The organism is Amycolatopsis sp. NPDC049252, from assembly GCF_043197175.1.
Lineage (GTDB): Bacteria > Actinomycetota > Actinomycetes > Mycobacteriales > Pseudonocardiaceae > Amycolatopsis.
The window spans coordinates 292,071-317,813 of sequence record NZ_JBICSQ010000003.1 but is presented as its reverse complement, the minus strand read 5'-3'; the positions used below and the strand labels follow the sequence as shown (position 1 = coordinate 317,813).

General features: G+C 71.5%; 24 protein-coding genes. 9 read left to right on the top strand and 15 right to left on the bottom strand.

Going from position 1 to position 25,743, the window contains the following annotated elements; translation table 11 throughout:
- The first annotated feature begins 15 nt into the window (after positions 1-15).
- Positions 16-864 carry a TIGR03620 family F420-dependent LLM class oxidoreductase gene (locus tag ACGFMK_RS07020; protein ID WP_392759167.1) on the top strand — a complete coding sequence of 283 codons (849 nt, stop codon included), beginning with the start codon at positions 16-18 and terminating at the stop codon, positions 862-864.
- Positions 865-905: 41 nt separating this feature from the next.
- On the opposite strand, the gene ACGFMK_RS07015 is transcribed toward ACGFMK_RS07020, so the two are convergent.
- Both ACGFMK_RS07015 and ACGFMK_RS07010 read right to left on the bottom strand, forming a co-directional pair.
- Positions 906-1,226: a nitroreductase/quinone reductase family protein gene (locus tag ACGFMK_RS07015; protein ID WP_392759166.1), complete on the bottom strand. Its 321-nt coding sequence runs from the start codon at positions 1,224-1,226 to the stop codon at positions 906-908.
- Positions 1,227-1,404: 178 nt separating this feature from the next.
- Complete coding sequence (locus ACGFMK_RS07010) at positions 1,405-2,271, bottom strand: hypothetical protein (RefSeq protein WP_392759164.1); 867 nt, start codon at positions 2,269-2,271, stop codon at positions 1,405-1,407.
- 82 nt (positions 2,272-2,353) lie between these two features.
- Between ACGFMK_RS07010 and ACGFMK_RS07005 the strand changes: the two genes are divergently transcribed.
- Positions 2,354-3,877, top strand: a complete 1,524-nt coding sequence (locus tag ACGFMK_RS07005) for an AMP-binding protein (protein ID WP_392759162.1) — start codon at positions 2,354-2,356, stop codon at positions 3,875-3,877.
- Positions 3,878-4,015: 138 nt separating this feature from the next.
- On the opposite strand, the gene ACGFMK_RS07000 is transcribed toward ACGFMK_RS07005, so the two are convergent.
- The 6 genes from ACGFMK_RS07000 to ACGFMK_RS06975 all read right to left on the bottom strand — a co-directional run bounded on the left by ACGFMK_RS07000 (position 4,016) and on the right by ACGFMK_RS06975 (position 9,595).
- A complete protein-coding gene (locus ACGFMK_RS07000; RefSeq protein WP_392759161.1) occupies positions 4,016-4,552 on the bottom strand; it encodes a dihydrofolate reductase family protein in 537 nt (178 codons plus the stop codon).
- Between the two features lie 57 nt (positions 4,553-4,609).
- Entirely contained in the window at positions 4,610-6,919 is a 2,310-nt protein-coding gene (locus ACGFMK_RS06995; protein ID WP_392759160.1) for a molybdopterin-dependent oxidoreductase, read from the bottom strand.
- A gap of 11 nt (positions 6,920-6,930) precedes the next feature.
- Positions 6,931-7,956 carry an LLM class flavin-dependent oxidoreductase gene (locus tag ACGFMK_RS06990; protein ID WP_392759158.1) on the bottom strand — a complete coding sequence of 342 codons (1,026 nt, stop codon included), beginning with the start codon at positions 7,954-7,956 and terminating at the stop codon, positions 6,931-6,933.
- Complete coding sequence (locus tag ACGFMK_RS06985) at positions 7,953-8,444, bottom strand: SRPBCC family protein (RefSeq protein ID WP_392759156.1); 492 nt, start codon at positions 8,442-8,444, stop codon at positions 7,953-7,955. Before ACGFMK_RS06985 ends, ACGFMK_RS06990 begins: the two co-directional genes overlap by 4 nt.
- A 69-nt stretch (positions 8,445-8,513) precedes the next feature.
- A complete protein-coding gene (locus ACGFMK_RS06980) occupies positions 8,514-9,017 on the bottom strand; it encodes a winged helix-turn-helix transcriptional regulator (protein WP_392759154.1) in 504 nt (167 codons plus the stop codon).
- Between the two features lie 32 nt (positions 9,018-9,049).
- Complete coding sequence (locus tag ACGFMK_RS06975) at positions 9,050-9,595, bottom strand: TetR/AcrR family transcriptional regulator (RefSeq protein WP_392759153.1); 546 nt, start codon at positions 9,593-9,595, stop codon at positions 9,050-9,052.
- A 79-nt stretch (positions 9,596-9,674) separates the two neighbouring features.
- On the opposite strand from ACGFMK_RS06975, the gene ACGFMK_RS06970 reads away from it, so the two are divergent.
- Positions 9,675-10,424 (top strand): SDR family oxidoreductase, encoded by a 750-nt coding sequence (locus ACGFMK_RS06970; protein ID WP_392759151.1) that lies wholly within the window; start codon positions 9,675-9,677, stop codon positions 10,422-10,424.
- Here ACGFMK_RS06970 and ACGFMK_RS06965 read toward each other — a convergent pair.
- Genes ACGFMK_RS06965 through ACGFMK_RS06955 form a run of 3 tightly spaced genes read right to left on the bottom strand, consistent with a single transcriptional unit; the run spans position 10,421 to position 13,766 of the window.
- Positions 10,421-11,416, bottom strand: a complete 996-nt coding sequence (locus ACGFMK_RS06965; RefSeq protein ID WP_392759149.1) for a YncE family protein — start codon at positions 11,414-11,416, stop codon at positions 10,421-10,423. The genes ACGFMK_RS06970 and ACGFMK_RS06965 overlap by 4 nt on opposite strands.
- Before the next feature lie 27 nt (positions 11,417-11,443).
- Complete coding sequence (locus ACGFMK_RS06960) at positions 11,444-12,331, bottom strand: SDR family oxidoreductase (protein WP_392759147.1); 888 nt, start codon at positions 12,329-12,331, stop codon at positions 11,444-11,446.
- A gap of 13 nt (positions 12,332-12,344) precedes the next feature.
- Positions 12,345-13,766, bottom strand: a complete 1,422-nt coding sequence (locus ACGFMK_RS06955) for an MFS transporter (RefSeq protein ID WP_392759371.1) — start codon at positions 13,764-13,766, stop codon at positions 12,345-12,347.
- Between the two features lie 132 nt (positions 13,767-13,898).
- Here ACGFMK_RS06955 and ACGFMK_RS06950 point away from each other — a divergent pair, with 132 nt between their 5' ends.
- The gene (locus tag ACGFMK_RS06950; RefSeq protein ID WP_392759145.1) at positions 13,899-14,789 is read left to right on the top strand and encodes a LysR family transcriptional regulator; all 891 of its coding nucleotides are present in this window, start codon (positions 13,899-13,901) and stop codon (positions 14,787-14,789) included.
- On the opposite strand, the gene ACGFMK_RS06945 is transcribed toward ACGFMK_RS06950, so the two are convergent.
- Entirely contained in the window at positions 14,782-15,165 is a 384-nt protein-coding gene (locus ACGFMK_RS06945; protein WP_392759143.1) for a cupin domain-containing protein, read from the bottom strand. The two genes, ACGFMK_RS06950 and ACGFMK_RS06945, sit on opposite strands and share 8 nt — an antisense overlap.
- A gap of 51 nt (positions 15,166-15,216) precedes the next feature.
- Here ACGFMK_RS06945 and ACGFMK_RS06940 point away from each other — a divergent pair, with 51 nt between their 5' ends.
- Positions 15,217-16,182, top strand: a complete 966-nt coding sequence (locus ACGFMK_RS06940) for a helix-turn-helix domain-containing protein (RefSeq protein ID WP_392759141.1) — start codon at positions 15,217-15,219, stop codon at positions 16,180-16,182.
- A gap of 341 nt (positions 16,183-16,523) precedes the next feature.
- Here ACGFMK_RS06940 and ACGFMK_RS06935 read toward each other — a convergent pair whose 3' ends face one another.
- The gene (locus ACGFMK_RS06935) at positions 16,524-17,120 is read right to left on the bottom strand and encodes a TetR/AcrR family transcriptional regulator (protein WP_392759139.1); all 597 of its coding nucleotides are present in this window, start codon (positions 17,118-17,120) and stop codon (positions 16,524-16,526) included.
- A gap of 70 nt (positions 17,121-17,190) precedes the next feature.
- Between ACGFMK_RS06935 and ACGFMK_RS06930 the strand changes: the two genes are divergently transcribed.
- The gene (locus tag ACGFMK_RS06930; protein WP_392759137.1) at positions 17,191-17,658 is read left to right on the top strand and encodes a GNAT family N-acetyltransferase; all 468 of its coding nucleotides are present in this window, start codon (positions 17,191-17,193) and stop codon (positions 17,656-17,658) included.
- Between the two features lie 987 nt (positions 17,659-18,645).
- On the opposite strand, the gene ACGFMK_RS06925 is transcribed toward ACGFMK_RS06930, so the two are convergent.
- The gene (locus tag ACGFMK_RS06925; RefSeq protein WP_392759135.1) at positions 18,646-21,780 is read right to left on the bottom strand and encodes a TIM-barrel domain-containing protein; all 3,135 of its coding nucleotides are present in this window, start codon (positions 21,778-21,780) and stop codon (positions 18,646-18,648) included.
- A 253-nt stretch (positions 21,781-22,033) separates the two neighbouring features.
- On the opposite strand from ACGFMK_RS06925, the gene ACGFMK_RS06920 reads away from it, so the two are divergent.
- The gene (locus ACGFMK_RS06920) at positions 22,034-22,291 is read left to right on the top strand and encodes a hypothetical protein (RefSeq protein ID WP_392759133.1); all 258 of its coding nucleotides are present in this window, start codon (positions 22,034-22,036) and stop codon (positions 22,289-22,291) included.
- Entirely contained in the window at positions 22,288-22,617 is a 330-nt protein-coding gene (locus tag ACGFMK_RS06915; RefSeq protein WP_392759131.1) for a hypothetical protein, read from the top strand. Before ACGFMK_RS06920 ends, ACGFMK_RS06915 begins: the two co-directional genes overlap by 4 nt.
- A 32-nt stretch (positions 22,618-22,649) precedes the next feature.
- Here the strand turns inward: ACGFMK_RS06915 and ACGFMK_RS06910 are convergent, their stop codons facing one another.
- Positions 22,650-24,140: an FGGY-family carbohydrate kinase gene (locus ACGFMK_RS06910; RefSeq protein ID WP_392759128.1), complete on the bottom strand. Its 1,491-nt coding sequence runs from the start codon at positions 24,138-24,140 to the stop codon at positions 22,650-22,652.
- A gap of 95 nt (positions 24,141-24,235) precedes the next feature.
- On the opposite strand from ACGFMK_RS06910, the gene ACGFMK_RS06905 reads away from it, so the two are divergent.
- Positions 24,236-25,222: a LacI family DNA-binding transcriptional regulator gene (locus ACGFMK_RS06905; protein ID WP_392759126.1), complete on the top strand. Its 987-nt coding sequence runs from the start codon at positions 24,236-24,238 to the stop codon at positions 25,220-25,222.
- Positions 25,223-25,743: the final 521 nt, after the last annotated feature.

Sequence of the window (25,743 nt, the reverse complement as noted above, 5' to 3'; positions counted from 1 at the left end):
GCTACATTCACGCCTATGGCGAATGTAGTGAACGAGTTCGGCGTGTTCCTGGCCCCGCACCGCGACGACGCGACCCGCAAGGCGCACGCCGTCGCGGCCGACGAGCTCGGGTACGGCACGGTCTGGTTCGGCACCGGCAGCGCGTCGGTCGGCGACCTGGCGTTCGTCGAGGACGTGCTGGCCTCGACCGAGCGGATCACCGTGGCGACGGCCATCGTGAACATGTGGGCCGACGAGCCGGAAACCCTGGCCGAGTCGTACCACCGGCTGGCCGGCCGGTACGGAAAGCGCTTGCTCCTGGGCATCGGCGTCGGCCACCCGGAGTCGGTCGCGGCGTACCAGAGCCCGTACGACAAGATCGTCGGCTACCTCGACCGGCTGGACGCGGCCGGTGTCCCCGTCGACGCCCGGATCCTGGCCGCGCTCGGCGATCGTGTGCTGAAGCTCGCCGCCGAACGCACCGCCGGCGCGGTCCCCTACCTCGTGCCGGTCGCGCACACGCGGCACGCGCGGTCGGTGCTGGGCCCCGGCAAACTGCTGACACCGGAACAGAAAGTGGTCGTCGGCGAGGACCCGGTGGCGGCGCGCGCGATCGGCCGCCCGTTCGTGCGCGAGCCGTACCTCGGGCTGCGCAACTACGTGAACAACCTACGGCGCCACGGATACACCGAGGCGGACGTCGCCGATGACGGCAGTGACCGCCTGATCGACGACCTCGTCCTGCACGGCACGTCCGAGAGCATCGCGAAGCGCCTGCGGTCCCATGTGGACGCCGGGGCCGACCATGTCGCCGTTCAGGTGCTCGGCCCCACGCCGGAGGCGGAGGCCGAGCACCACCGGATCCTCGCCGACGTGCTGCTCTGATCAGCCGCCGGCAGAACCGCGTTACGACGACGGGCGCTCGCTCAGCTCAGCCGGTGCAGCACGATCACCGGCAGCACCCGGGTCGTCCGGGCCTGGTAGTCCGCGAAGCCCGGCTGCTGCTCGACGACCTTGGCGAACAAGGCGTCGCGGTCGGGGGCGATGGCCGCCATCGCCTCGAACGTCTCGGTGCCGGCTTCCACGGTCACCCAAGGGTTTTTGCGGATGTTGTGGTACCAGGCGGGGTGCTTGGGCAGGCCCATCGCCGAGGCGACGACCACCAGCTGTCCGTCGATGTGCAGGGCTCCCAAGGTGACGCGGTGTTTCCGGCCGGTGCGGGCACCGGTCGTGGTGAGCTGGATCAAACTCGCGTGGTCCTTCCGATGTGGAGTGATCGGAGGCGTGAGAGGGCACGACGGAGGCACACTTGTCCCACGGCAGGGAAAAGAGGAGAGACACCGACGTGTCGATCTCAAGGGGGCTGAGTAGCCACTACCTCCGTGCGTAGGCCCATCCGGGGCGCATTCCCACGGTAGCACGGAATCAGCGCGCGGCGTCGGCGGCTTTCTGCGCTTCGTTCGCGGCCTCGTCGGCCTGCTCGTAGGCTTCCTTCGCCGCTTCGAACTCCGCCGTCGCGCGCTCGGCGCGTTCTTCGGCCTCCGCCAAGCGGGTGCGGAGGTCTTCGACGCGGGCCGTGGCCTGCTCGGCCGCGCGTTCGGTGCGGACCAGATCACGCTCGACGACCGCCCGCTCCTTGGCCAGCTCGGCGGCCTCCTTGCGCAGGCGCTCGCGTTCCGCGCGGACGCGCTCCCGCTCGGCGCGTTCCTCCTCTTCGCGCCGACGGTCCTCTTCGGTCTTCCCGGTCCGGGACGACCGCTTCGGCCGCGCCGGTTCGGCCTTTTCCACCAGCTTCGCCGGGCGCTTGCCGGTCGACGCAGCCGGTGCGCTCGCGGCGAGGGTGAACCACTGGTCGGCGTCCTGGTGGGCCACCGACGTCAGGCGCCCGGCCAGCGCGAGGGCGGCCGTGTCCGGGTCGGCCGCGACGGCTTCGAGCGTCGCCTCGACCTCCCGCGCGACCGTGTCGCTCATCTTGGCCAGGCCGCGCACGATCCGCCGCACCAGCTCGCCGCGGCTCCGGGTCAGCGCACGCAGGTCGTCGCCGGCCAGGCGGGTGTGGGCGTCCCGCAGCTCGTCGCCGAGTTCGGCCAGCTCACGCAGCTCGTCGGGGTCGTCCCGGGCCAGCCGGTTGACGATCGCGGCGGCCGTGGTCGGCTTCCGCAGCTCCTTGATCTTCGCCGCGAGGTCGGGGTCCCCGTCGGCCTTCGCCGCCTTCGCCGCCGCGTTGCGCGCGCTGACGAACTCCGCGAGGTCACCCCCGTAGAGCTCACCGGCCACCGTGTCGAAGTCCATCACCGGCCAGCCAACCACATCGGACTGGTGCGAGCACCTGCGAACAGTCATCATCGGGGCAGGGGCGACGAAGGGAAGGCGCGTGTTCTTCGATCTGGGTGTCCGGGACTTCCTCGACCGCGCGGAGGCGGTGTACCCGGACCGCGTCGCGGTGGTCGACGAGCCGAACCAGCCCGCGCCGAGCTGGGGTTCGCTCACCTACCGGGAGGTGGCGCGTCGGGCCCGCGCGCAGGCGGCCCACCTCGACGCGCTGGGCGTGCCGGTCGGCGGGCGTGTCGCGATGGTGTCGCACAACGCCGCCCGCCTGCTCGTGTCGTTCTTCGGCGTCTCCGGCTGGGGCCGGGTGCTGGTGCCGGTGAACTTCCGCCTCGCGCCGGCCGAGGTGAAGTACATCGTGGAGCACTCCGGCGCGGAGGTGCTGATCGTCGACCCCGAGCTGGAGCACCTGCTCGACACCGTCACCGCGAAGCACGTCTTCGTGCTGGGCCGCGACGACGAGACGCTCTGGGGCGGCGACGGCGACCCGCGGCCGTGGGCGGGTGACGAATCGGCCACCGCGACGATCAACTACACGTCGGGCACGACGGCGCGGCCCAAGGGCGTGCAGCTGACCCAGCGCAACATCTGGCTCAACGCGGCCGTCTTCGGGCTGCACACGACGTTGAGCGACAACGACGTCCTGCTGCACACGCTGCCGATGTTCCACTGCAACGGCTGGGGCATGCCGTACGCGGTGACCGGGCTCGGCGGGCGGCACATCGTGCTGCGGAAGGTCGACGGCACCGAGATCCTGCGGCGCATCGAGGAGCACGGCGTCACGATCCTCTGCGCAGCGCCCGCGGTGGTCTCGGCGGCCCTGGACGGCGCCGCCGCCTGGGAGGGTGAGATCCCCGGCCGCGACCGCGTCCGGATCGTCGTGGCCGGCGCGCCGCCGCCGACCCGCACGATCGAGCGGGTGCGGGCCGAGCTGGGCTGGGAGTTCATCCAGATCTACGGGCTCACCGAGACGGCGCCGCTGCTCACGGTCAACCGGATGCGCAGCGAGTGGGCCGGCCTCGACCCGCACGAGCAGGCGAAGCTGCTGGGCCGTGCCGGCACGCCCGCGCTGGGTGTCCGGATCTCCGTCGACACCGACGGCGAGGTGCTCGCGCAGTCGAACCACAACCTCGACGGCTACTGGGAGAACCCCGACGAGACCGCGCGGGTGCAGGAGGGCAACTGGTTCCACACCGGCGACGGCGGCACGTTCGAGGACGGTTACCTGACGATCGCCGACCGCAAGAAGGACGTGATCATCTCGGGCGGCGAGAACGTGTCGTCGATCGAGGTGGAGGACGCGCTCAGCTCGCACCCGGCGGTCCGCGAGGCGGCGGTGATCGGCATCCCGGACGAGAAGTGGGGCGAGCTGGTCACGGCTTTGGTGGTCACCTCCGAGACCGTCACGTCCGAGGAGCTGATCAAGCACTGCCGTTCGTACTTGGCGGGGTACAAGTGCCCGAAGCGCGTGGAGTTCCTCGACGAGCTGCCCCGGACGGCGACGGGAAAGATCCAGAAGTTCAAGCTGCGGGAGCCGTTCTGGAAGGACCAGGGGCGAGGGGTGAATTGAGGTTCTTCTTCGACGCGGGCTCGGACGCACCCGAGCGGCTTCCGCGCCGAGGCAGGTACGCGAACGGACGACACGCGTACCCAGGAGGCGAACACGCGCACCGGAACGGACGACACGCCCGCCCCGAACGCCCAGTATTCATGCCGGGAGGTAGGTCAGCTGGACGACCCCGTTGCCGAAGGTGGCCGACTTCTTGAGCACCAACGGGAAACCCGGCCCCTCCCCGGGGAACAGCCGCTTCCCGCGGCCCACGACGACCGGGTACAGCAGCAGGTTGAGCTCGTCGACCAGGCCTTCGGCCAGCAGCCAGCGCACGGCGACGGTGCTGCCGCTGGTCATGATGTCGCCGCCGGGCCCGGCCTTCAGCTCCCGGACGGCTTCGACCGGGTCGCCGGTCAGCAGGACCGAGTTGTTCCAGCTCACGTCGGACAACGTCGACGACAGCACGTACTTGCGGACGCTGTTCATGAATTCTGCGCCTTCGTCGTCCTTACCGGGCCAGGACTCCGCGAAGCCTTCGTAGGTGACGCGGCCGAGCAGCATCGCGTCGGCCGCGGCCATCCCGCTGCCGATCGCACGGCCGATTTCGTCGTTCCAGTACCGCAGTGACCACTTGTCGGGCGCCTCGACCACGCCGTCCAGCGAAATGAGAAGGTTCGACACGATCTTGCGCATGGACTTCCCTTCGGTCGGCATCCCACTATGACCGAAAGGCGGCCGCGGTGCAGCCGGCTACCGTCCACTAACGACGGTTTCGCGCACCCGCGTGCTGTCCGCCTCCGCCCGCGCGCGCTCCTCGTCCGTCGCCGGTTCGAGCCGCGCCGGGACGTCCTTGTGGTGCGGGGTGCCCGCGATCGGGTCGCGGTCGAGCGCGTCGGTGAGCAGGTTGATCCGCGGGCCGCTGACCACGCGGCCGCCGTGGCCGTCGGGGTGGGCCATGCCGTAACCGTGCGGCAGCGCGAGCTGGCCCGGCCGCAGTCCGGGATCTTCCTCGGCGCGGACGACCACCCGGCCGGCCGCGGTCACCACCGCCACCCAGTCGCCGGCTGCCGCGCCGATCGAAGCGAGTTCCTCCGGACGCGCGCGCAAGGCGCCGTCCGGGTCGGTGCGGCGCCAGCGCGGGTCCCGCAGGATCTGGTTCGCGTTGTGCGCCCGGCGCTGCCCGTTGAGCAGGGAGAACGGGAACGCCGGATCCGGGCGTTCGGCGTCCGGGTCGAGCGCGGCGAACCAGTCGAGCAGTTCCGGCACGGCCAGCCGGACGCGCTCGCGGCGCATCAGGCTCCACACTTCGTCCTGCTGGTGGGCGGAGAACGCGGTCGGGCCGGCCAGGATCCGGTCGAAGAGCTCCTCGCCGAGCGCCGGCCCGGTGGCGGAGCTGCCCAGCGCGCGCTGCACCGGCACGGTCATCGACTTCGCGGCCCGCTGGCAACCCGCCCACAGCGGCGCGATCGACGCCGCGCCGTCGGGTAGCGACGCGCCCAGCGTGCGGTAGAGCAGCACCGGCAGGATGGCGGCGCGCTCCGGCATCGCCTGGACCAGTGCCCCGAGCCCGGCTTGCAGGTCCTCACGCGGTCCGGCGGCCAGCGAAGCGAGGACGTCGGACGCGGGCAGCACGCCGAGCGCGTCGAACAGCCGGGTGTAGATCTCGGCCTCGACGAGCGTGCCCGGCAGCGGGTCGAGCAGCGGCCGCCGGAGCTGGAAGTAGTTCGTCGGCCACTCGAAGGTGAAGAGCGTGAACTCCCACTTCTCGTGCTGGGACGCGGCGGGCAGGACGTAGTCCGCCAGCGCGGCCGTCTCGGTGTAGGCGATGTCCACGACGACGGACAGCTCGGCGGCGCGGATCGCGCGTTCGACGTCCTTCGTGCCCGCGAAGGTGTTGGCGGGGTTGGACGACTCGACCCACAACGCGCGGACACGGTTCGGGTGCTCGGTGAGGATCTCCTCGGCCAGGGTGTTCGCCGGGAGCAGGCCGCCGATGTACTCGAACCCGGTGACTTCGGACCGCTGCCCGGTCGTCGAACCCCACAGCGGCAGCAGCCACGAGTGCAGGTTGTTCGTGCCCTGGCGGCCGAAGTGGCCGGTGAGCAGGTACAGCAGTTTCTCGAGGTAGCTGTTCAACGTCGAGTGCCGCCCCTGCTGGATGCCCAGCTCGACCCGCACCACCATGGCCCGTGCTTCGAGCATCAGGTCCACCGCCCGCTCGACGTCCACACGGGACACTTCGGCGTGCGCGATCCACTCGTCCACCGGCACTTTCGCCAGCACGGCGGCGACTTCGCCGAAGCCTTCGGTGCGCGCGGCGAGGAACTCCGCGTCGGCACCACCCCGCTCCAGCAGCAGGGCCAGGATCGCGCCCAGCAGGTAGGCGTCGGTGCCCGGGCGCAGCGGCAGGTGCAGGTCGGCGATCTCCGCCGTTTCGGTGCGCCGGGGATCGATGACGAGCATCTTGCGCGAGGGGTCGTTCTTGATCGTGTTGAGCGCGTGCCGCGCGTTGCTGAACCCGTGGGCCTGCCAGGGGTTGCAGCCGAGCACGACCAGCAGGTCGCAGTGTTCGACGTCCTCGGCGGTGTGCACGGACGTCGAGCCGAACATTTGCCCGTTGACCCAGAAGTCGCCGGTCTTCTCCTGCGAGAGCGCGTTGAAGTGCCGGGTCGAGTTCATCCACTTCAGCAGCGACGCGCCGTACGCACCGCCGGAGTGGTTGCCCTGGCCGCCTCCGCCGACGTAGGCGAAGGAGCCGGGACGTCCGGCCGCGGTGTCGGCGGCACGGACCTCGTGCAGCTTCGCGGCGATCTCGGTGAGCGCGGTCTCCCAGTCGATCGGCTCGTGCGTGCCGTCGGGACGCCGGCGCAGCGGGGTGGTCAGGCGGTCTTCGTGGTCGCCGTACCAGGTCAGGCGCTGGGCTTTCTGGCAGAGGTACCCGGCCGAGCGCGGGTGCTCCTTGTCGCCGCGGACGCGGGTGATCTTCCGGCCGTCGAGCTGCACCTCCAGCCCGCAGTTGAGGTAGCAGAGGCTGCACGCGGTGCGGTGCCAGTCGGCCATGGCGTTCCCCTTCAGAGCAGGTCCAGCGCGCGCCCCAAGGTGGTGAGCCGCGCTTCGAGCGTTTCGCCGGCCGGGTACAGCCGGACGGTGTCGATTCCGGTGTCGCGCCAGACGCGCAAGCGTTCGCGGACCATCTCTTCGGTGCCGATCAGCGTGGTGCCGAGCACCATCTCGTCGGTGACGAGCGCGGTGGCGCCGTCGCGGTCGCCCGCCTGCCAGCGTTCGCGGACCTCGGCGGCGACGTCCGCCCAGCCCTGGCGGCTGTAGGCGTTGTTGTAGAAGTTCGTGGTGGCCGAGCCCATCCCGCCGAGGCTGAAGGCCAGTTCCTTCTTGCGGCCGCCGACCATCGTGCGCAGCTCGTCCTCGTCGGCGGCGAAGGCGACTTCGGCGCCCTGGCAGACGTCGATGTCCGCCCGCGTGCGGCCCGACTTCGCGAGCCCGGCGTCGAGATGGGAGAAGTACGCGTCGGCGCCTTCGGGGACGAAGCTGGTGCCGAGCCAGCCGTCCGCGACCTCACCGGTGAGCTCGAGGAGCTTCGGCGAGAGCGTGGCCAGGTAGATCGGGATGTCCGGGTTCGGCTCGGCCGACAGCCGCATCGGACGCGCTTCGCCGGGCAGCGGGATCTCGAAAGCCTGGCCGGAGAAGGAGATCTTCTCCCCCGCGAACGCCCGGCGGATGATCTCGACGGTCTCGCGCATCCGGGTCAGCGGCTTGGCGAACGGCACGCCGTGCAGGCCCTCGATCACCTGCGGCCCGGACGCGCCGAGGCCGAGGGCGAACCGGCCGCCGGACAGGTCGGCGAGCGTCAGCGCGGCCTGCGCGATCGCGACCGGCGTGCGCGTGCCGAGCTGGATGATGCCGGAGCCGAGCCGGATCCGCTCGGTGCGGGCGGCGAGGTAACCGAGCGCGGACGGCGCGTCCGAGCCCCACGCCTCGGCGACCCAGCAGACGTCGAGGCCGAGTTTTTCCGCCTCCAGCACGAAGTCCAGCGTCGTGCGCGTGTCCTTCGAGAACTCGACGGTCGTCGCGGTCTTCACGAGCCTTCGATCCGGTCCTTGATCGCGGCGAGGTTGCCGGTCATCGCGGCTTCGAACTCCCGCAGCCGGACGAAGACGATCTTCTGTTCCTTGTCGGGCATCCGGTCGATGGCGAACGACAGGCCGGACCGGCCCGGACCCATCTGCATCCACTGCGAGAGGCGGGTGCCGCCGCTGTCGGGTTCGAGGGTGAACCTCCAGACCGAGCTCGGCTCGGCGGGATCCTGCACCGCCCAGGCGAACACCCGCGGTTCCTCGCACTCGACGACGTACGAGGTCGTCTCCCACTCGCCGAACGCGTCGTGCTTGCTCTTGCCCACGAAGGTACGACCGACCTCGCACCATTCGACGGACTGGAGTTCGGCGCTCAGGGAGGGCATCAGCCCGATGTCGGAGACGACCGGCCAGACGACCTCCGGCGCGGCGTCGATCCAGGTCGAGACCTCCGCCGTCGGCTTGTCCGCGTACCGCGCGCCTGTCCACTCCATCGTGGTCGCCTCTCCCCTCGGTGAGCCTCTGACCACGATAGTTGCGTAGATAGACCTACCCTGTCAATCTCACTCCTGCCGCGCGAACCGCTCTTCGACGTCCGGGCGCTGCGCCAGCCGCGGCGGGAAACCGGGACCGCGGCGCATCCGGGTGTCGTCCGGCGTCATCGGCTGCGCGCATTCGGCGCAGACGATTTCGGCGTGCGTGTCGTGCCCGCAGGCCAGGTGGTGCACGGTGATCGGCGGCCCGGCCTCGCCCGCGAGCCACCGGTCGCCCCAGCGGGTCATCGCGAGCAGCACCGGGTAGAAGTCGCGGCCCTTTTCGGTGAGCACGTAGTCGTAGCGCACCGGCTCGGTCTGGTAGGCCACCTTCTCCAGCAGCCCTTCGTCGACCAGCCGCTTGAGCCGGTCGGCGAGGGTGTTGCGCGCGATGCCCAGCGCCTGCTGGAACTCGTCGAAGCGGCGGACGCCGTAAAAGGCGTCACGCAGCACCAGCGGGGTCCACCAGTCGCCCAGCAGATCCATGGTGCGCGCGATCGAGCACGGCCACTGCGCGAACGAGGTCCGTTTCATGGGGCCGAGGATACGCCGTTTCGACGAAGGACTCAGCAGGTCAGGGCGGCGCGTAGGACGTCGGGATCGCCGCCGGCGACCAGCTGGAGCAGCAGTCCGCGCAGCAGGGCCAGCGCCCGCGTGGCCCGGACCGCCGCCTCCGCGGACGGGACGCCGCGCTGGACGCCGGCCAGGACCGGGAGCCATTCCGCCAGCGACTGCTCGGCGAACCCGGCCCACGGCCCCGGCTCGCCCTCCAGCGAAAGCCCGTACGCGGTGAAGAACAGCTTCAACGCGCCACGTCGCTCCGGCACGCACGCCCAGTCCCACAGCTGCAGGACGACCTCGTCGAGCGACCGCGGCCGCCCGTCGGCGACCAGCCCGGCCACCAGGTCGAGCTGGGTCCGGCGGGCGCGGGCGAGGATCTCCGCGACCAGGCCGTCCTTCGAGCCGAACAGGTAGAGCAGCACGCGCGGGCTGGTCGCGGTGGCCTTGGCGAGTGGCCGCAGCGAGAGCGTGGCCAGGCCGTGTTCGACCACGTACGCGTAGGCCGCGTCCAGCAGCTCGGCCCGCCGGGGTGACCCGGGTTCGTCGATCACGGTCACTCCCTTGCGCCTGCCGCCCCGGACGGCGAGACTGAAACAGTCGTTTCAGTGGACTCTACCCGGAGGTGGGCCGATGCCCGAACTGACCGGCCGCACCGCGCTCGTCACCGGCTCGGCCCGCGGGCTGGGCCTCGAGATCGCCCGCGGCCTCGCTCGCGCCGGGGCGCACGTGTACGTCAACGGCCGCGACCCCGCCACCCTGGACACGGTCACGGAAGCCCTGCGCGCGGACGGGCTTTCCGCGACCGCGCTGCCCTTCGACGTCACCGACCGCGCCGCCGCCGAAGCGACGCTCGAAGCGCTGGACCCGGTGGTCGACGTCCTGGTCAACAACGTCGGCCACCGCGACCGGCGGGATTTCGCCGTCACGACGAGCGGCGACTTCCTGCGGCTGCTCGACACCGATCTCGTGTCCGCCTACACGCTGAGCCGCCTGGTCGCCGCGGACCTCGTCCGGAGCGGCCGTCCCGGGCGGATCGTCAACATCTCCTCGGTGCTCGGCCAGGTCGGCCGCGCCAACGACGTCGCCTACAGCACCGCCAAGGCCGGGCTGGAGGGCCTGACCCGGTCGCTGGCCGCGACCCTCGGGCGCGACGGCGTCACGGTGAACGCCGTCGCGCCCGGCACGTTCGCCACGGACGTCAACGCGGCGATGACCGAGGATCCCGAGTGGACCGCCTGGCTGGGACGGCGGACGGCCCTCGGCCGCTGGGGCCGGCCGGAGGAGATCGCGGGCGCGGTCGTCTTCCTCGCCGGCGAATCGGCGTCCTACGTCACCGGCCAGACGATCGCCGTGGACGGCGGGCTGACCACCACGTTCTAGGCCGGGATGTAGGCCAGGCCGTGGGCGTGGGGGATCTCGAGGGTGTCGAGAACCGCCGGCCGCGCCGGGTTCCCGACGTCGAGCACGGTCACCGTCGAGCCGAACACCGCCGCGACGTACACCCGGGTGCCGTCCGGCGACGACCGGATCGTGAGGGGGAAGGCGCCGACGTCCGCCTGCCCCACCAGCTCCACCGAGACCGGCGACGTCCCCGCCCACACCGAGAGGCGGCCGGCGCCGTCGAGCAGTTCCCCCACCAGCAGCAGGCCGGTCGCCGTCCAGTGCACCGGGACCACGGGAAACCCGGTCGGCAGGGTCCGGACGACCTCGGCGGTCCGGGTGTCGATCAGCCGTACCCCGGGCTGCGCGGCCGACCGGCCGTCGGCCTTCGGCGCGGCGACGGCCACGACCGAGCCGTCCGGAGCGGCCGCGATCCCCTCGCTCCCGGGCACGGCGACCTTGGCGACCAGCTCACCGGTCACCAGGTCGACCACGGAGACGAACGGCGCCTCCTTGTTGGCCGCGTAACCGTGGACGCCGTCGGGGTCCGTGACGAACCAGTGCGGTCCGGGCGCTTCGGTGTCGACGCGGCGGAGCACCTTCCGGGTGGCGGTGTCCAGGACGACGACACCACCCGGGCCCGCCGGGCCGGCTTCGACGCTGACGTAGAGCAGGCCGCGTCCGGCGTCGAGGGCCATCCCGTGCGGACCGTGCTCCGGCGCGATGTCGAGCACTTCGACGATCTCCCCGGCGCCCGGGTCGATCACGGTGACCTGGTGGTTGCGGCCGTCGTTCTCGTCGTAGTGGCCGTGGTGGTACGCGCTGGTGCAGTACAGCAGCCGGTGCGCGGGGTCGAAGCACAGCTCGTGCGGTTCGGCGGGCACCGGCAGCACCGTCTGGACGCGGTGGTCGACGGCGTCGAGCAGGGTGACGGTGGAGCCGCTCTGGTCGACCACCGCCAGCCGGTCGCCGGGACGCGGGTAGTCGGTCACGGGTTCTCCCTTCAGAGGTAGCTGCTTTCAGAGATAGCTGCCGAGGTCTTCGGCGAGGGTCGGGCCACTGGGTGTCCAGCCGAGCAGCGAACGGGTGGTGTCGCTCGCCGCGGCCATGTCGGCCCCGGCGAACTTGCTCAGCCAGCCGAAGTGCGCACCGGCCTGATCTTCCGGCACGGAAGCGGCGGGCACATCCAGCCCGCGGCCGATGGCTTCGGCGATTTCGCGCATCGGGATGCCGGTTTCGGCGGTGGCGTGCAGGACGGTGCCCGCCGGAAGCTGCTTCTCCAGCGCGAGCCGCACGACGGCGCCGGCGTCGTCGCGGTGGATCGCGGCCCAGCGGTTGGCGCCGTCGCCGACGTACCCCGCGAGACCCTTGGCGCGGGCGGTCGCGACCAGACCGGGCAGGAAGCCGTGGTCCCCCTCGCCGTGCACGGTCGGCGCGAACCGCACGACGACCGTGCCGACACCGCGGTCCGCGAACTCCAGCGCGAGGTTTTCGCTGCCGCCGCGCAGGGAGTCGAGGCCGTGGAACGGGGACCGGTCCTGCTCGGTGGCCACCCGGCCGGGGGCGAGGAACGCGAGCCCGGCCGCGACGGCGAACGGCCGTCGTGAGCCCGCGAGGGTTTCGCCGATGGCCCGCACCGCGTCCCGCTCGGCCCGGTTGCTCACCTCCGGGTGCGCGAAGTCGTGCTTGTTGGCGAGGTGGACGACGGCGTCGGCGCTGTCGGCCCCGGCTCGGATGCCGTCGAGGTCGTCGAGGTCGCCACGCCGCACTCCGGCGCCCTTCTTCTCGAGGATTTCGGCGGCGGCGTCCGAGCGGGCGAGCCCGGTGACCTCGTGCCCGGCGTCGAGCAGCTGGTCGACGACGGCCGAGCCGATCCACCCGGTGGCTCCGGTGACGAACACGTGCATGGTGTTGCTCCTTCTACTTGGTGGTCCGCGGCTTGCGGCCGCGGGCGAACAGGGACTCCAGGACGACAAGACCGCCGAGGACGAGCACGGTCACGCCGATCACCCGCAATCCGAGACTGGTGGCCGAAACGAACGCCGTGACGACGTCGTGCGCGCGGCCGGGGGCGATGGCCAGGGCTTGGGCCACGGTGTGCGCGGGGACGTCCGACGGCAGCGCGTCGGCGAACCGGCCGGTGAACACCGTGCCGATGACGGCGACCCCCAGCGCGCTGCCGAACTCGCGGGTGGTGGACTGCAGCCCGGTGCCGACCCCGGCCTGGGCCGGGGGCAGCGAACCCGCGATGACACCGGACAGCGTCGGCAGCGAGAGCGTCACGCCGACGCCGGTCACCACGAGCCACGCCGCGTACCCGGCGTACGGCGTCTGCGCGTCGGTCGTCGACAGGCCGAGCAGCCCGCCGCCGACGAAGGCGAACGCGAGGGCGATCGTGGCGTCGAGGCCGACGCGCCGGGTCAGGAGGCCGACGTGCCGGCCGCCGACGATGATCGGGACGGTCAGCGGAAGGATCCCGAGCCCGGTCCCCAGGACGCTGAACCCCTTGGCGTACTGCAGGAACGACGCGTTGACGTAGAACAGCGCGAACATCCCGAAGAAGATCGCCGTCATGCCGAGGCAGGCACTGCGCAAGCCCGCGATGCGGAACAGCCGCGGATCGAGCAGCGGGTGCTCGGAGCGCAGTTCGACGAGCACCCAGGCGGTGAAAAGCACCGCGGCGCAGGCGAACCCGCCGATCACGAGCGGGCTGCCCCAGCCCGCTTCCGGGCCTTGGACGATCCCGAGGAGCAGGGCGACCGACGCGCCGACGAGCAGCGCCGCGGCGAGCGGGTCGAGCCGGCGGTCGTGACGTGACGACACCGGCGCGACGCGTGCCACGAGCGCGGCGAGGCCCAGCGCAATCGGCACGGCGGCGACGAACAGCCACCGCCACGACCCGCCGGTCAGGACGGCACCGCCGCCGACGTTGCCGATCACCCCGCCGATGCCGGTCATCGACGCCCAGGTCGCGATGGTCGCGCCCCGGCGTTCGCCCGGGACGGCGTGCAGCAGCACGGCGAGCGTGTTGGGCAGCACGGCGGCGGCGCCGACCCCGGTGAGCGCCCGGCCGGCGAGCAGGACGACGACGTCCGGCGCGACCGCCGACACGAGCGCGCCCGCCGCGAACAGCGCCAGGCCGGCCAGCAGGACACCCTTGCGGCCGAAGCGATCGCCCGCGCCGCCGCCGGGGATCACCAGGCAGGCGAAGAAGATCACGTAGGTGTCGACGATCCAGACCAGCGCCGGCGCGGACGGGTGCAGCGCGCTCGCGGCGAGCATCGGGACGGCGAGGTTGATCGCGGCGACCATCCCGACGACGAGCACCACGCAGGCGCACATGACGGTGAGGAGGCCGCGGTGCGTGACGGCGGGGCCGCGGGTCGAGGTGGTTGTCATATGACTGACGGTAGGGAGCCCGGGACCAGTCGTGCCACGCAAGATTGACAATAACTCTTTGCGTACCATGCAACTGTGGCCGACCTACTGGACCTGAACCTGCTGCGCGTGTTCGACGCGCTGCTGCAGGAGAACAGCGTGACGGCCGCGGCCGAGCGGCTGCACCTCTCGATCCCGGCGACGAGCCGGGCGCTGGGCCGGCTGCGGCGGGCGATGGACGACCCGATCCTGGTGCGCGCGGGCCGTGGGATGGCGCCGACGCCGTTCGCGCTGCGGACCGCGCCGCGGGTGCGTTCCCTGCTCGACGAGGCGGCCGCGCTGGCCGGCGCCGGCCGCGAACTGCGTGTCGCCGAGCTGGAACGCACTTTCACGATCCGGATCAACGACGGCGTCGCGGCGACCCTGGCGACCGCGGCGGTGGCGGCCACGGCCGCGGTCGCGCCGGGTGTCGTCCTGCGGTTCGTCGCGGAAGGCACCGAAAGTTCCGAAGCCCTCCGCGACGGCTCGATCGACCTGGACATCGGCGCGGGCGACGCCCCGGCGCCGGACATCCGGACCGCCGGGCTCTACCGCGAACGGGTGGTGGGCATCGTCCGCGCCGGCAGCTCGCTGGGACGGCGGCCGACGCTCGCGCAGCTGTGCCGGCACCCGCACGTCTCGGCGTCGCGCCGGGGTCTCGCCCGCGGGCCGCTCGACGAAGTCCTCGAAGCCGAAGGCCTGCACCGGCACGTCGCCGCCGTCGTGCCCACGTCCGCGGTCGCCGCGCTGCTGGTGTCGTCGAGCGAGTACGTCGGGCTCGTCCCGCAGCGGCTCGCCGAGCAGTACGGCGAGGCCCTCGGCCTGCGCTGGTTCCCGATCCCCGCGCCGCTGCCGTCGGTCGAGGTGGTCCTGCGCTGGCACGCGCGCCTCGACGCCGACCCGGCGCAGCGCTGGCTGCGGGAGACGCTTCAGACGGCGCTCAGCTGATCAGGTGTCCCGTCGTGACGTCGACGTGGTCCGGGACCTCGTCGTGCTCGTCGCCGACCGAGAGCGTGCCCGCCGGTTCGACCAGGAGCACGCTCGCGCCGGCCTGCGAGGACGGCTTGTGGAACGTGCCCTTCGGGACGACGAAGACCTGGCCGCTCTTGAGCGTCACCACGCGTTCCGCCGGGTCGCGCAGGCCGATCTCGATCTCGCCGTCGAGCACGAGGAAGAACTCGTCGGTGTCCTCGTGGACGTGCCAGACGTGCTCGCCGGCGAACCGCGCGAGGCGGATGTCGTAGTCGTTGACGCGGGTGACGATCCGCGGGCTCCAGGCGGCGTCGAAGCTCGCCAGGACTTCGGTCAGGTCGATCGGGTTCATGCGCCGATCCTGCGCTTGGTGTTCCGCGCGGACGAGTGCTAGGAATCGCACATGCCGCAAGAATTCTCTCACCGGGTCGTGGCGATCGTGACGGCCGAGTCGAACCCGTTCGAGATGGGCGTGGCGACCGAGCTGTTCGGGCTGCGGCGGCCCGAGCTGGACCGGCCCTGGTACGACTTCACGCTCTGCGCCGCGACCCCGGACGTGCGGATGAACCTGGGCTTGTTCACGCTCACCGGGGTCGCCGGGCTCGAGGCCGCCGACACGGCGGACACGCTCATCGCCCCGGCCCGCCCGGACACCGGCGTGCCGACCGACCCGGCGATCATCGCGGCGATCCGCCGGGCCGCGGACCGCGGCGCCCGGCTGGTCAGTTTCTGCACCGGCGCGTTCGCCCTCGCCGAGGCGGGCGTCCTGGACGGCCGGCGCGCGACCACGCACTGGCAGTGGGCCGCGGAGTTCGCCGAGCGCTTCCCGGCGGTGCGCTGGGAGCCGGACGTCCTGTTCGTCGACGAGGGCGACGTCCTCACGGCGGCGGGCAGCGCGGCCTCGCTCGACCTCGGCCTCCACCTGATCCACCGCGACCACGGCGCGGAGGTCGTCAACGCGGTCAGCCGCCGCCTGGTCTTCACCGGCCACCGCGACGGCGGGCAGCGGCAGTTCATCACCCGGCCGGTGCCGGAGGTGCCGGACACCTCGCTGGCGCCGGTGCTGGCCTGGGCCCTGGCCCGTTTGGACCGCCCCCTGACGGTGGCCGACCTGGCGGTGCGCGCGGCGACCAGCCCGGCGACGCTGCACCGCCGGTTCCGCGCGGAGCTGGGGACAACGCCGCTGGCGTGGCTGACCACGGAGCGGGTGACGCTGGCCTGCCGCCTGATCGAGCGCGGCGAGCTGCGGCTGGACCGCGTGGCGGAGGCAAGCGGCTTCGGCACGGCGGCGAACCTGCGGCTGCAGCTGAGGCGGCACACCGGCCTGAGCCCGAGCGCCTACCGCCGCCGCTTCGGCCCGGCGGCATAGCAGGTTCAGGATCGAAACCCACCTGACTGGGGCGCCGCCGCGCAAGCCCAAGTTCGTGCACTACCGCCGCCGCTCCCACCGGGCCCTCATGAGTTGTAACGAGGGTTTCTGGCGGAGCTGCATTTGCCGACCTACGCCTCGTGCTGGTCGCAGCCCGTGCGGGAGAAAGCCGACCCGCCGCGCAGTGGCCATCACGCTGACCGCAGTGGCCAACACACCCGGTTTTGCCTGCGTGTTGGCCGTTGCGGTCGTTGTGTTGGCCGTTGCGGTCCGCAGGTGCCGACCTCGCCGCAACCAAGCCGCGGACCCCGGGCCAGTGGGTGACCAAGTATTGGTGCGCCCTAACCCGAATTACCACTCACCACGTCTTGGAGCGCCTTGGCCAGCGCGTCCTCTTGCAGCCGCGCCGGATAGGCCCGTGGGTCGGCCGCGGCCAGGACGTTGAGGCCCTCCACCAGCGCCACCAGGCTTTTTGTCGTCAGGTCCAGCCGTTCGTCCGTCCACTCCGGACGGCAGGCCGCGATCAAGCGCCGGACCCGGGCCAGGAACGAGTGGTTCGCCGCCCGGTGGCGTTCCGCGAGGTCGTCGTCGGCCAGGGCCGCGGCCAGGAAACCCACCCAGACGCGGGACTCCTCCTGGTGGCCCTGGGTGAGGTCCGCCGCGCAGCCGAGCACCGCCGTCAGGGCACCGGCCGGCGACGCCGCGGCGGCCTCGGCCGCGTCCGCGCGGATCGCCGTGCGCTCGTACAGCAGGTCGCGTGCGTGCAGCAGCAGGGCCTTCTTCGTCGGGAACGCGTGCAGCACCAGGCCCGTCGTGCAGCCCGCGCGCTCGGCGACCGCGCGCAGCGTCAGGCCCGGCAGCCCCGCTTCGGCGAGCACCTGCCACACCGCGTTCGACAGCAGCTCCCGCTGCGCCCCCACGTCACGCTGCCTCGGCACCCGGAACCTCCTTTCCCGGTAGCGTAACAGGTGCTACGGTAACGCTTGTTACGAAACGGAGGTGCACCCCATGGCCAACCTCGGCATCAGCACGATCACCGCCGTGAGCTGGGACGATCCCGACGCGGTCCGGCTACGCGAAGCCCAGCGCGTCGAACTTGACGCTCGCTACGGCACCGACGACCACGAGCCCGGCGCGCTCCCGACCGCCGAGACCATGGCCGTGTTCCTCGTCGCGCGCGACGGCGACGGTACCGCCGTCGGCTGCGGTGGGCTCCGGCCGCTCGGACCGGACTCCGCCGAGATCAAGCGGATGTACGTCGACCCGTCCGCTCGCGGCACCGGCGTCGCGACCGCCCTGCTGCGCGCGCTCGAAGACCACGCGCGGGAACTCGGGATTCCGCGGCTGCTGCTGGAAACCGGCACCGGCCAGCCGGACGCGATGCGGTTCTACCAGCGCGAAGGCTACGAACCGATCGAGGCCTACGGGCCTTACCGCGGCGAGCCGATTTCGCGCTGCTTCGCCCGGGATCTCTGACCGCAATCGGATTTCCGATGGCACCGCGAGGCTGAGCTATTGGCCCGCGAGCACGCACCGGGTTTACCGTCGAGGGCACGGCGAGCCCAGGGTCGGGCCGCCGCTCCCGAACCAGACGGAGTTTCCCTTGCGCATCAAGCATATCGGCGTCGCGCTGGCCGCGGCCGCCCTCTTCACCCTGCCAGCGCACACCGCCGATGCGGCACCCAGGATCGTGCCCCTCGACCAGCAACCCGAGAACATCACCCTCGAACCCGACGGCGCCGCGGACCTGACCTTCGCCTACACCGGCGAGATCGGCCGGGTCGCTCGCGACGGCCAGGTCACCACCGTCGGACGGATCCCGGTACCCGACGACGGCGACGTGCCGGTCGTCCACAAGAGACTGTTCCTCGGCGGCATCGTCCGCGCCCCCGGTGGCGACCTGTACGTCGCCGTCTCGACCGGCACCGCGGCCACCGGCCTCTACCGGGTCAGGGCCGGGGCGCCGCCGGTGCAGGTGGCGAAACTGCCGCCGTCCGGCTTCCAGAACGGCGTCGCGCGCGACCCGGCGACCGGCGACATCTACGTGGCCGACTCGTTCGGCGCCACGGTCTGGCGGGTCTCACGAGGCCACGTCACCGCCTGGGCCACCGGCGAGCTGCTCGCCCCGGTGAGCGGCTTCGGCGCCAACGGCGTCAAGGTCCACGACGGCGCGCTCTGGGTGTCCAACCTGGACCGCGGCACGCTGGTCCGCTTCCCCCTGCACGGCGGCCCCGGCCGGGTCGTGACGTCGGGTCTCGGCCCGGTCGACGACTTCGCCTTCCACGGCGACACCGTCGTCGCGGCCATCAACCAGGAGAACCGGGTCGTGACGATCGGCCGCGACGGCGTCAGGACCATTCTGTCCACTGAGGACGGTCTGGCCAACCCGACCGCGGTCGCCGTCCGTGACGAGACGCTGTTCGTCACGGACGGCGCCTACTTCGGCGGTTCGCCGAACCTGCTTCAGGCGACGCTCGCGGCGAACACGTGCACCGCCGGGTTCGACGGCAGCGTCACCGCCACGACCTCCTTGCCCGCGGTCAGCGGGACGGAGTTCGCGAACACCCGGTACGGCGTGGTCGGGTAGGCCGCGCCGGTGTGGGTGTTCTTGCCCAGGACGGTCGCGACGGTCGTCGCGCCGTACTGGGCGGGGTCGGCGCAGCACCAGTTCGGGAACCCGAGATCGGCCTGGCTGGTGCTGCCGTCGGCGTACTGGACGACGACCGTGCCCTTCGCGGTCCCGGTGCCCGTGCCGGCCAGCACCAGCTTCGAGCCGGTTCCCTTCACCGCCACCGTCTGACCGGCCGCGACGACGTTGTCCGGCTTTTCGCCGAGAGCGTCGGGCCAGGTCAGCGACGCACCGAGAGCCGAGAACGCCGCTCCCGGCTTGAGACCGGCCTCGGCGAGGCCCTCGGCCCGGAAGCTGCTGCCCCCGCCGTCGAGATCGCCGGCCGTCAGGTGGCCCGCGTCGGTGACACCGACGTTCGACGCGGCCGCCGCCAGCGACGCGTACGGCACCGTCACGGTCGACGAGTCCACGGCCTGGTGCGTGTCCAGCCGAGCGCGGTAGGACGTGGACGCGGTGACCTGGTAGTCCGCCGGCTTCAGCCCGGCGTCGGGGGTCAGCGTCACCGGCACCTGCACCGTCTGCCCCGGCCGGACGAGCTTCGGCAACGCCGGGACGTCCGCCCGGAACCCGTTGCCCCGCACCGACAACGCGACGTCCCGGACCGGCAGCGGCGTGCCGTTGGTGAAGCTCACCGTCGCCGCGGTGGCCTGGCCCGGCGCGGCCAGCGACGGCACGGTCAGCGTCGTCGTGCCGTTGTCGTCCTCGGGGAAGAACCCGCCGACCGCACTCGCCCCGAAAAGGCGGACGTCCTGACGGTCACCGGCCCCGACCTGTCCGGTCTTCACCCGCACGACACCGTGCGCGGCCGGGTCGTACCACCAGCCCGACGCCGCCTTGTCCAGCTCGGCCTTGCTGCCGTACTGGCGCAGGACCCCGGTGCCCGCCTGGACGAGCGCCGGCTTCGTTCCCGTGTGGACGGACAGCTGGTAGTTCCGCGCGGCCGGCTTGCCCGGGTACGTCCCGGCGCTCGCGCCGATCCCGACGGTCACCGTGCCCGGCCCGGACGGGGGCGCGTCCACGGTGAACGTCTGCTTCGCCTGCTCCCCGCGCTGGTAGCCACGGGTGACGCCGTCGTCTTCGGTGAGCGTGAAGCTGCCCTTGGCCTGCGGGTAGACGTCCAGGTCGAGGTCACCCTTGTCCCGCGTCTGCCACGACTTCGTGCCGTCGGCCCACATCGGCACCACCGCGCCGGCCCGGACGAACAGCGGGAGCGTGTCGAGCGGCGCGTCGTAGCCGTCGATGGTGGCCGGGCCGGTGTAGGTCTTGCCGCTCCAGTAGTCCACCCAGGTGCCCTTGGGCAGGTAGATGCCGTTGCGCACGTTCGACTTCTCGTACACGGGCGCGACGAGGAAGTCCGTGCCGGAGAGGAACTCGTACTTCGCTTTGTCCGTCCAGACGTTCGGATCGTTCGGGTACTCGAGCGCGAGCGGCCGCACCTGGCCGACGCCGGTCTGGTGCGCCTGCGCCGAGTAGCTGTAGGTGTAGGGCAGCAGGCGCTCCTTGAGCATGAGGTACTTGCGGTTGATGGAGGTGTACGGTTCGCCCTGCTGCCACGGCTGCTTGTCCGCCGACGCCCAGCCGTCCATCGTCATCGCCGTCGGCAGGAACGCCTTCCACTGCAGGTCGCGGACGTAGGTCTGCGGGCTGCCGCCGAAGATGCCGTCGATGTCGCCGGTGTTGTACGCGATGCCGGACGTCGTCGCGCCCGCGTACGTCGGGATCTGCCACTTGATGTAGTCGTAGGAGCCGGACTGGTCGCCGCTCCACAGCACGCCGCAGCGCTGGGCGCCGGCCCAGCTCACCGGCTGCCAGACGAACCCGCGCGCGTCACTGTTGTCCTCGATGCCCTTGTAGGCGGTGTCGCAGGCGTCGAGCGCGAACTGGTAGCCCGGGCCGACCCAGGCGACGTCCAGCTTGCGCACCCGCACCCCGGCCTTGACCTCTTCGGCCTGGTTGGGGACGCCGTTCTCGGTCCAGAGCCCGAGCTGCATGTTGTCCTTGCGCAGGCCCTCACCGGTCTGCTGCAGGTTCTCGTAACCACAGCCGTAGCCGTCGTTGACCAGCATCCAGCCGTTCGGCATGTTGTTCGCGGCGTAGCCGTCCGCCACCTTCACGGCGTCGAGCGTGTGCCGCTCGCCGCGGTTGGCGTTGTGCAGGTAGCAGTCCGAATCGCCGGTTTCCAGGCCGTAGATCGGCGGCATGAACGGCTTGCCCACCAGGTCGGTGTACCCGCCGATGACGTCCTTGAGGGTGCTCCCGACGACGTAGGTGGCGTCGAACCGGCGCTCGTCGTGCGTGGTCTCGACCGGGTCGGTGAACGAGTAGCTGCCCGGCGCGAAGGTGTTCCGCAGGACGCCGTACCCGGCGGTCGAGGCGTAGAACGGCTGCGAGTTGGGCGCGCCGCCGTCGTTCCAGTTGTCGTCGGCGAAGATCTTGATCGTCTGGTCGCGGTGGCTGTAGCGGCCGTTCTGCTCACCGCCGCCGACGAACTGCTCCGACCCGGTCCGGGTCAGGCTCTGCGTGGTCGTCGAGCCGGTCCACGACAGCGGCGCGGACTCCGCCCAGAGCTGCTTGCGGTCCGCGCCGTCGTAGAGGGCGAACTTCAGCGGGTACTTGTACGCCCGCAATGTCGCTTTCGGGGTGGAGATGGCCCAGTAGGCGCCCTTGTCGACGCGCTTCGGCGTGGCCGGCGGTGTGTTCTTCGGAAGGACGATCCTGCTGCCGGCCGGGTCGGTGAACGACCCGTCGGGGGCGAGCCAGACCCGGACGGCGCCGTCGGCCGGGAAGCTCACGCGCACCGCCGCGCTCCCCGACGCCAGCGTCACCGTGGCGCCGTCGACGGAGATCCCGGTCAGGTCGCCGAGCCGCCCGGAGGGCGCCGCGGACGGGTCGGCGTACGCCGTGGCGGGCGAGAGCCCGAGGACGGCGACTGTCGCCAGACACCAGAGCGACTGCGCAACTCTGTTCATTACTGACACCTTTCGCGCATCAACACGCATGTTGGCCTCTGTATAGCGCACGATTTGCGCAAAGTCACCCGCTGAACCGGTTCCGAGAGCCGCACTCCCGACTTCCGTCGGTGTGGTCACAAAGAGTACTTGAACGGCGTCTTAGAGCTCACCCTATCTGCAATTTGCAGATCGCATATCTCCGTCCACTCAGGACGATTACGCGCGTCGTTTCCCGTTGCCACACTTCAGGTTCCGATACACCTTCTTCGATGTGCAGCAGCACGTGCATCCGCACGACGCCGGTGCACGCAAGTTGTCAGCAAGTCGTGAAGTGCTTGCTGTGAAACACTTTCCGCTGTACGTTGACAACCCATCGAAGGCTGGGGATCGGCCATCGGGGCTCGTGCTGCTCGACGGGATCGGGGAGGTGACCGGCGAGAGAGCGCTTACCGGCGGTCGGGTCGCCGCCGGGTGCAGGAGGGATGTCATGCCGTGGTTCAACCAGGACAAGCAGTGTCCGACCGAGTGACAGAACCGTACTTGGTGGCACAGGACGCGATCGCCGAGGAGCTGTTGCGCGGCAAGTGGTGCGTGTACCTGCACGAATGGCTCGGCGACGACGGCGATCTGCCGACGTGGCAGGCCGAGGTGGCCGCGCGGGCGTCACGCTCCGGAGTCGACGTGTGTTTCGTCGAGATTCCGCGCAAGGACATGACGCTGGTCGCGAACGTGCGCGCGCTGCCGTCCTTCGAGCAGGTCACCGAGTCGGTGGCCGCGCTGGAGGACTACCGCAGCCGTGTCGACCGACAACGTTGGCACGGCGCCGCCGTACGCCGGTTACCACCACCTGAGTGACGACTGTCGGCCGACAACGTTGACACGTCGGGCTACCCGGCCGCCTCACGCTGCTGAGCGGCCAGGAAGTGCGCCGTCTTCGCCGTCGCCTCGTACAACGACCGGTAGTGCTCGTAGAACTCTTGGTACCGAGTGACATTCGCCGGGTCCGGTGTCACCGTTGTCACGACCGGGTTGGCACGGGCCGAATCGATCCCGCCGCCCGTGGCCTCCGCCGCCAGGAGCGCGTCCCCGAGGCAAGCACCGATCGTCTCGGCCGGGAGCTGCTGCGGCAGGCCGGTGACGTCGGAGACGATGCGCGTCCACAGCCCGCCCTGGGTGCCACCGCCGACCGCGACCAGCCGCCCGGCCGCGCCACCCGCGGCGGCCATCGCCTCCAGGTTGTGCCGCACCCCGTACGCGATGCCCTCGAGCGCCGCGCGGTAGATCTCGGCGCGGCCGTGCGTCGTCGTCAGCCCGGCGAGCACCCCCCGCGCGTCCGGGTCGAACAGCGGCGTCCGCTCTCCCGCGAAGTACGGCAGCAGCAGGAGCCCGCGGCTGCCCGCCGGGACCTCCGCGGCCTCGGCGACCAGTTCCGCGTAGCCGCCGCCCACCAACCGGCGCAGCCACTCGGTGACCGCGCCGGACGTCGCCATGCCCGCGGCCAGCGTGAAACTGCCCGGGACGACGCCGCGGGTGCCCCACAGGCCGGGGTGCGGGCGCGGTTCGGTGAGCACCTGGACGAGGAACATCGTGCTGCCGTACATGACCATCACGTCACCCGGCTCGCGGACGCCGGCGCTGGCGGCCTCCGCCCAGGCGTCGACCGTCCCGGCGGTGACCGGCAGGCCACGAGGCAGCCCGGTCCGCGACGCCGCGGCCTCGGTGACCTCACCCGCGATCTCGGTCGGCCACAGGAGATCCGGCAGCGCGAGCCCGGGCGCGACGCGCTCGGCCCAGTCCTTCGCCCACTCGCCGGCCGCGAGGTCGTACAGCGGCGTGCACTGGCTGGCCGAGTGGTGGTCCAGGACGTACCGGCCGGTGAGCCGGTGCACCAGGAACGAGCTCGCCATCAGGAGTTTCTTCGTGCGCGCGTAGACGTCCGGCTCGTGCCGGGCCAGCCAGCGCACCTTCGGGCCGACGGCCTGGCTGGTCAGCGGCGAACCGCAGCGCGCCAGGATCTCGTCGGCGCCGAATTCTTCTTTCAGCGAAGCGATTTCGGCGCCCGCCCGGGTGTCGACGCCGTAGAGGATCGCCGGGCGCAGCGGGTCGCCGTGCTCGTCGGCGGGCAGCAGGCACGGGCCGATGCCGCTGACCCCGATTCCGGCGAGAGCGCGGCCGTCGGCGGCGCGCAGCAGGTCCGCGACGATGGCGGCGAAGTCGGCCCACCAGACCGTTTCGGCGTCGTGCTCCACCCAGCCGGGCCGCGGGGTCGAGACGCCGTGCTCACGGACGGACCGGGCCAGCACCACGCCGTCGGCGTCCACCAGCACGCCTTTCGAGCCGGCCGTGCCGATGTCCACCCCCAGCAGCAGCCCCGTCATCCGCCCCTCCGCAGGACCACTTGTGCCGGAAATCGATTACCACCAAGCTATGGTGTGCCAGGAGCACTGTCAAACCCAGCTGAACGAGGACGCGCGTGGCGACGATCTCCGACGTGGCGGCCCTGGCCGGCGTCTCCACCGCGACCGTTTCCCGTGCGCTCAACGGCAAGTCCACTGTGGACCCGGCGCTGGCCGAGCGGGTGGCCAGGGCCGTGGCGGAGCTCGGGTACACGCCGAACGGGCTGGCGCGCAGCCTGCGCCGCCGCGAGACGGCCGTGCTGGCGCTGATCATCTCCGACGTCGAAAACCCGTTCTTCACGGCGATCGCGCGCGGCGTCGAGGACACCGCGCAGGCCGCCGGGTTCTCGGTGATGCTGTGCAACTCCGACGAGAACACCGCGAAGGAGCGCCGGTACGTCGAGGTCGCGGCGCGGGAACGGCGGGCGGGTGTGATCATGTCGCCGACCACTGGCGAAAGCGACGTCGGCCCCCTGCTCGCCCAGGGCACGCCGATCGTGACGGTCGACCGGCGCCTCGGCTCGGCGGACTGCGACGCCGTGCTCGTCGACTCCCGCGTCGCAGCTCGCGACGCCGTGCGGCACCTGATCGACGGCGGTTACCAACGGATCGCCTGCATCGCGGGCCCGCCCGGCATCACGACCGCGGACGACCGCCTCGACGGCTACCGTGACGCCCTGCGCGAGGCGGGCCGGGAATACTCCGCGGAGCTGGTGCGCCGCTGCGAATTCCGCGAAACCGGCGGATACGAAGCGGCAAAACAGCTTCTGACAGCGGCGGACGCGTTCCTGGTGTCCAGCAGCACGATGTCGGTCGGCGCGCTGCAGGCGATGGCCGAGCTGGGCCGGAGTTCCGGGCACGACGTCGGCATCGTCTCGTTCGACGACGCCCCGTGGGCGACGCTGATTTCGCCGGCCCTGACGGTGGTGGCCCAGCCGGCGCACGCGATGGGCCAGCTCGCGGCGCGGCTCCTGCTGGACCGCATCGGCACCGGCCGCACCCACCCGACAACCACGACGACGCTGGCGGCGCAGCTCATCGTCCGAGGCAGCTCGACCCGCTGACCCCCGAGACGGCCCAGGTTGTGTCCCACTCGCCGAACCTGGGTTCCTTCCCAGCGCCCGCCGATGCCCCGGCCCGGTCCCCTCGGCCGCTTCGGGCCCACCCACACGCACCCAATGTGGCATTCGGTGCACCCAACGCACCAACCGTCACATTCACTCCCGGCAGCTTCCTCCCCCACCGCCCGCCGGCGCCCCTCGGCCACTTCGAGCCCACCCACAACGCACCCAACGTGGCATTGGGTGCATCCAACGCACCCAACGCCGCATTGACTCCCGGCAGATCCCTTCCCCCGCCGGCGCCCGCCGCAACTCCCTCGACTGCTTCAAACCCACCACAACGCACCCAAAGTGGCATTGAGTGCATCCAACGCACCCAACGCCGCATTGACTCCCGGCAGATCCCTTCCCCCGCCGGCGCCCGTCACAACTCCCTCGACTGCTTCAAACCCACCACAACGCACCCAAAGTGGCATTCGGTGCGCCCGACGCACCCAACGCCACATTGACTCCCGGCAGGCTCC

Coding starts and splice junctions, on each gene's coding strand:
- ACGFMK_RS07020 (WP_392759167.1), top strand. CDS start 16: ATGGCGAATGTAGTGAACGAGTTCGGCGTGTTCCTGGCCCCGCACCGC.
- ACGFMK_RS07010 (WP_392759164.1), bottom strand. CDS start 2,271: ATGGACTTCGACACGGTGGCCGGTGAGCTCTACGGGGGTGACCTCGCG.
- ACGFMK_RS07000 (WP_392759161.1), bottom strand. CDS start 4,552: ATGCGCAAGATCGTGTCGAACCTTCTCATTTCGCTGGACGGCGTGGTC.
- ACGFMK_RS06995 (WP_392759160.1), bottom strand. CDS start 6,919: ATGGCCGACTGGCACCGCACCGCGTGCAGCCTCTGCTACCTCAACTGC.
- ACGFMK_RS06985 (WP_392759156.1), bottom strand. CDS start 8,444: ATGGAGTGGACAGGCGCGCGGTACGCGGACAAGCCGACGGCGGAGGTC.
- ACGFMK_RS06980 (WP_392759154.1), bottom strand. CDS start 9,017: ATGAAACGGACCTCGTTCGCGCAGTGGCCGTGCTCGATCGCGCGCACC.
- ACGFMK_RS06970 (WP_392759151.1), top strand. CDS start 9,675: ATGCCCGAACTGACCGGCCGCACCGCGCTCGTCACCGGCTCGGCCCGC.
- ACGFMK_RS06960 (WP_392759147.1), bottom strand. CDS start 12,331: ATGCACGTGTTCGTCACCGGAGCCACCGGGTGGATCGGCTCGGCCGTC.
- ACGFMK_RS06955 (WP_392759371.1), bottom strand. CDS start 13,766: ATGTGCGCCTGCGTGGTGCTCGTCGTCGGGATGGTCGCCGCGATCAAC.
- ACGFMK_RS06945 (WP_392759143.1), bottom strand. CDS start 15,165: ATGAACCCGATCGACCTGACCGAAGTCCTGGCGAGCTTCGACGCCGCC.
- ACGFMK_RS06940 (WP_392759141.1), top strand. CDS start 15,217: ATGCCGCAAGAATTCTCTCACCGGGTCGTGGCGATCGTGACGGCCGAG.
- ACGFMK_RS06930 (WP_392759137.1), top strand. CDS start 17,191: ATGGCCAACCTCGGCATCAGCACGATCACCGCCGTGAGCTGGGACGAT.
- ACGFMK_RS06925 (WP_392759135.1), bottom strand. CDS start 21,780: ATGAACAGAGTTGCGCAGTCGCTCTGGTGTCTGGCGACAGTCGCCGTC.
- ACGFMK_RS06910 (WP_392759128.1), bottom strand. CDS start 24,140: ATGACGGGGCTGCTGCTGGGGGTGGACATCGGCACGGCCGGCTCGAAA.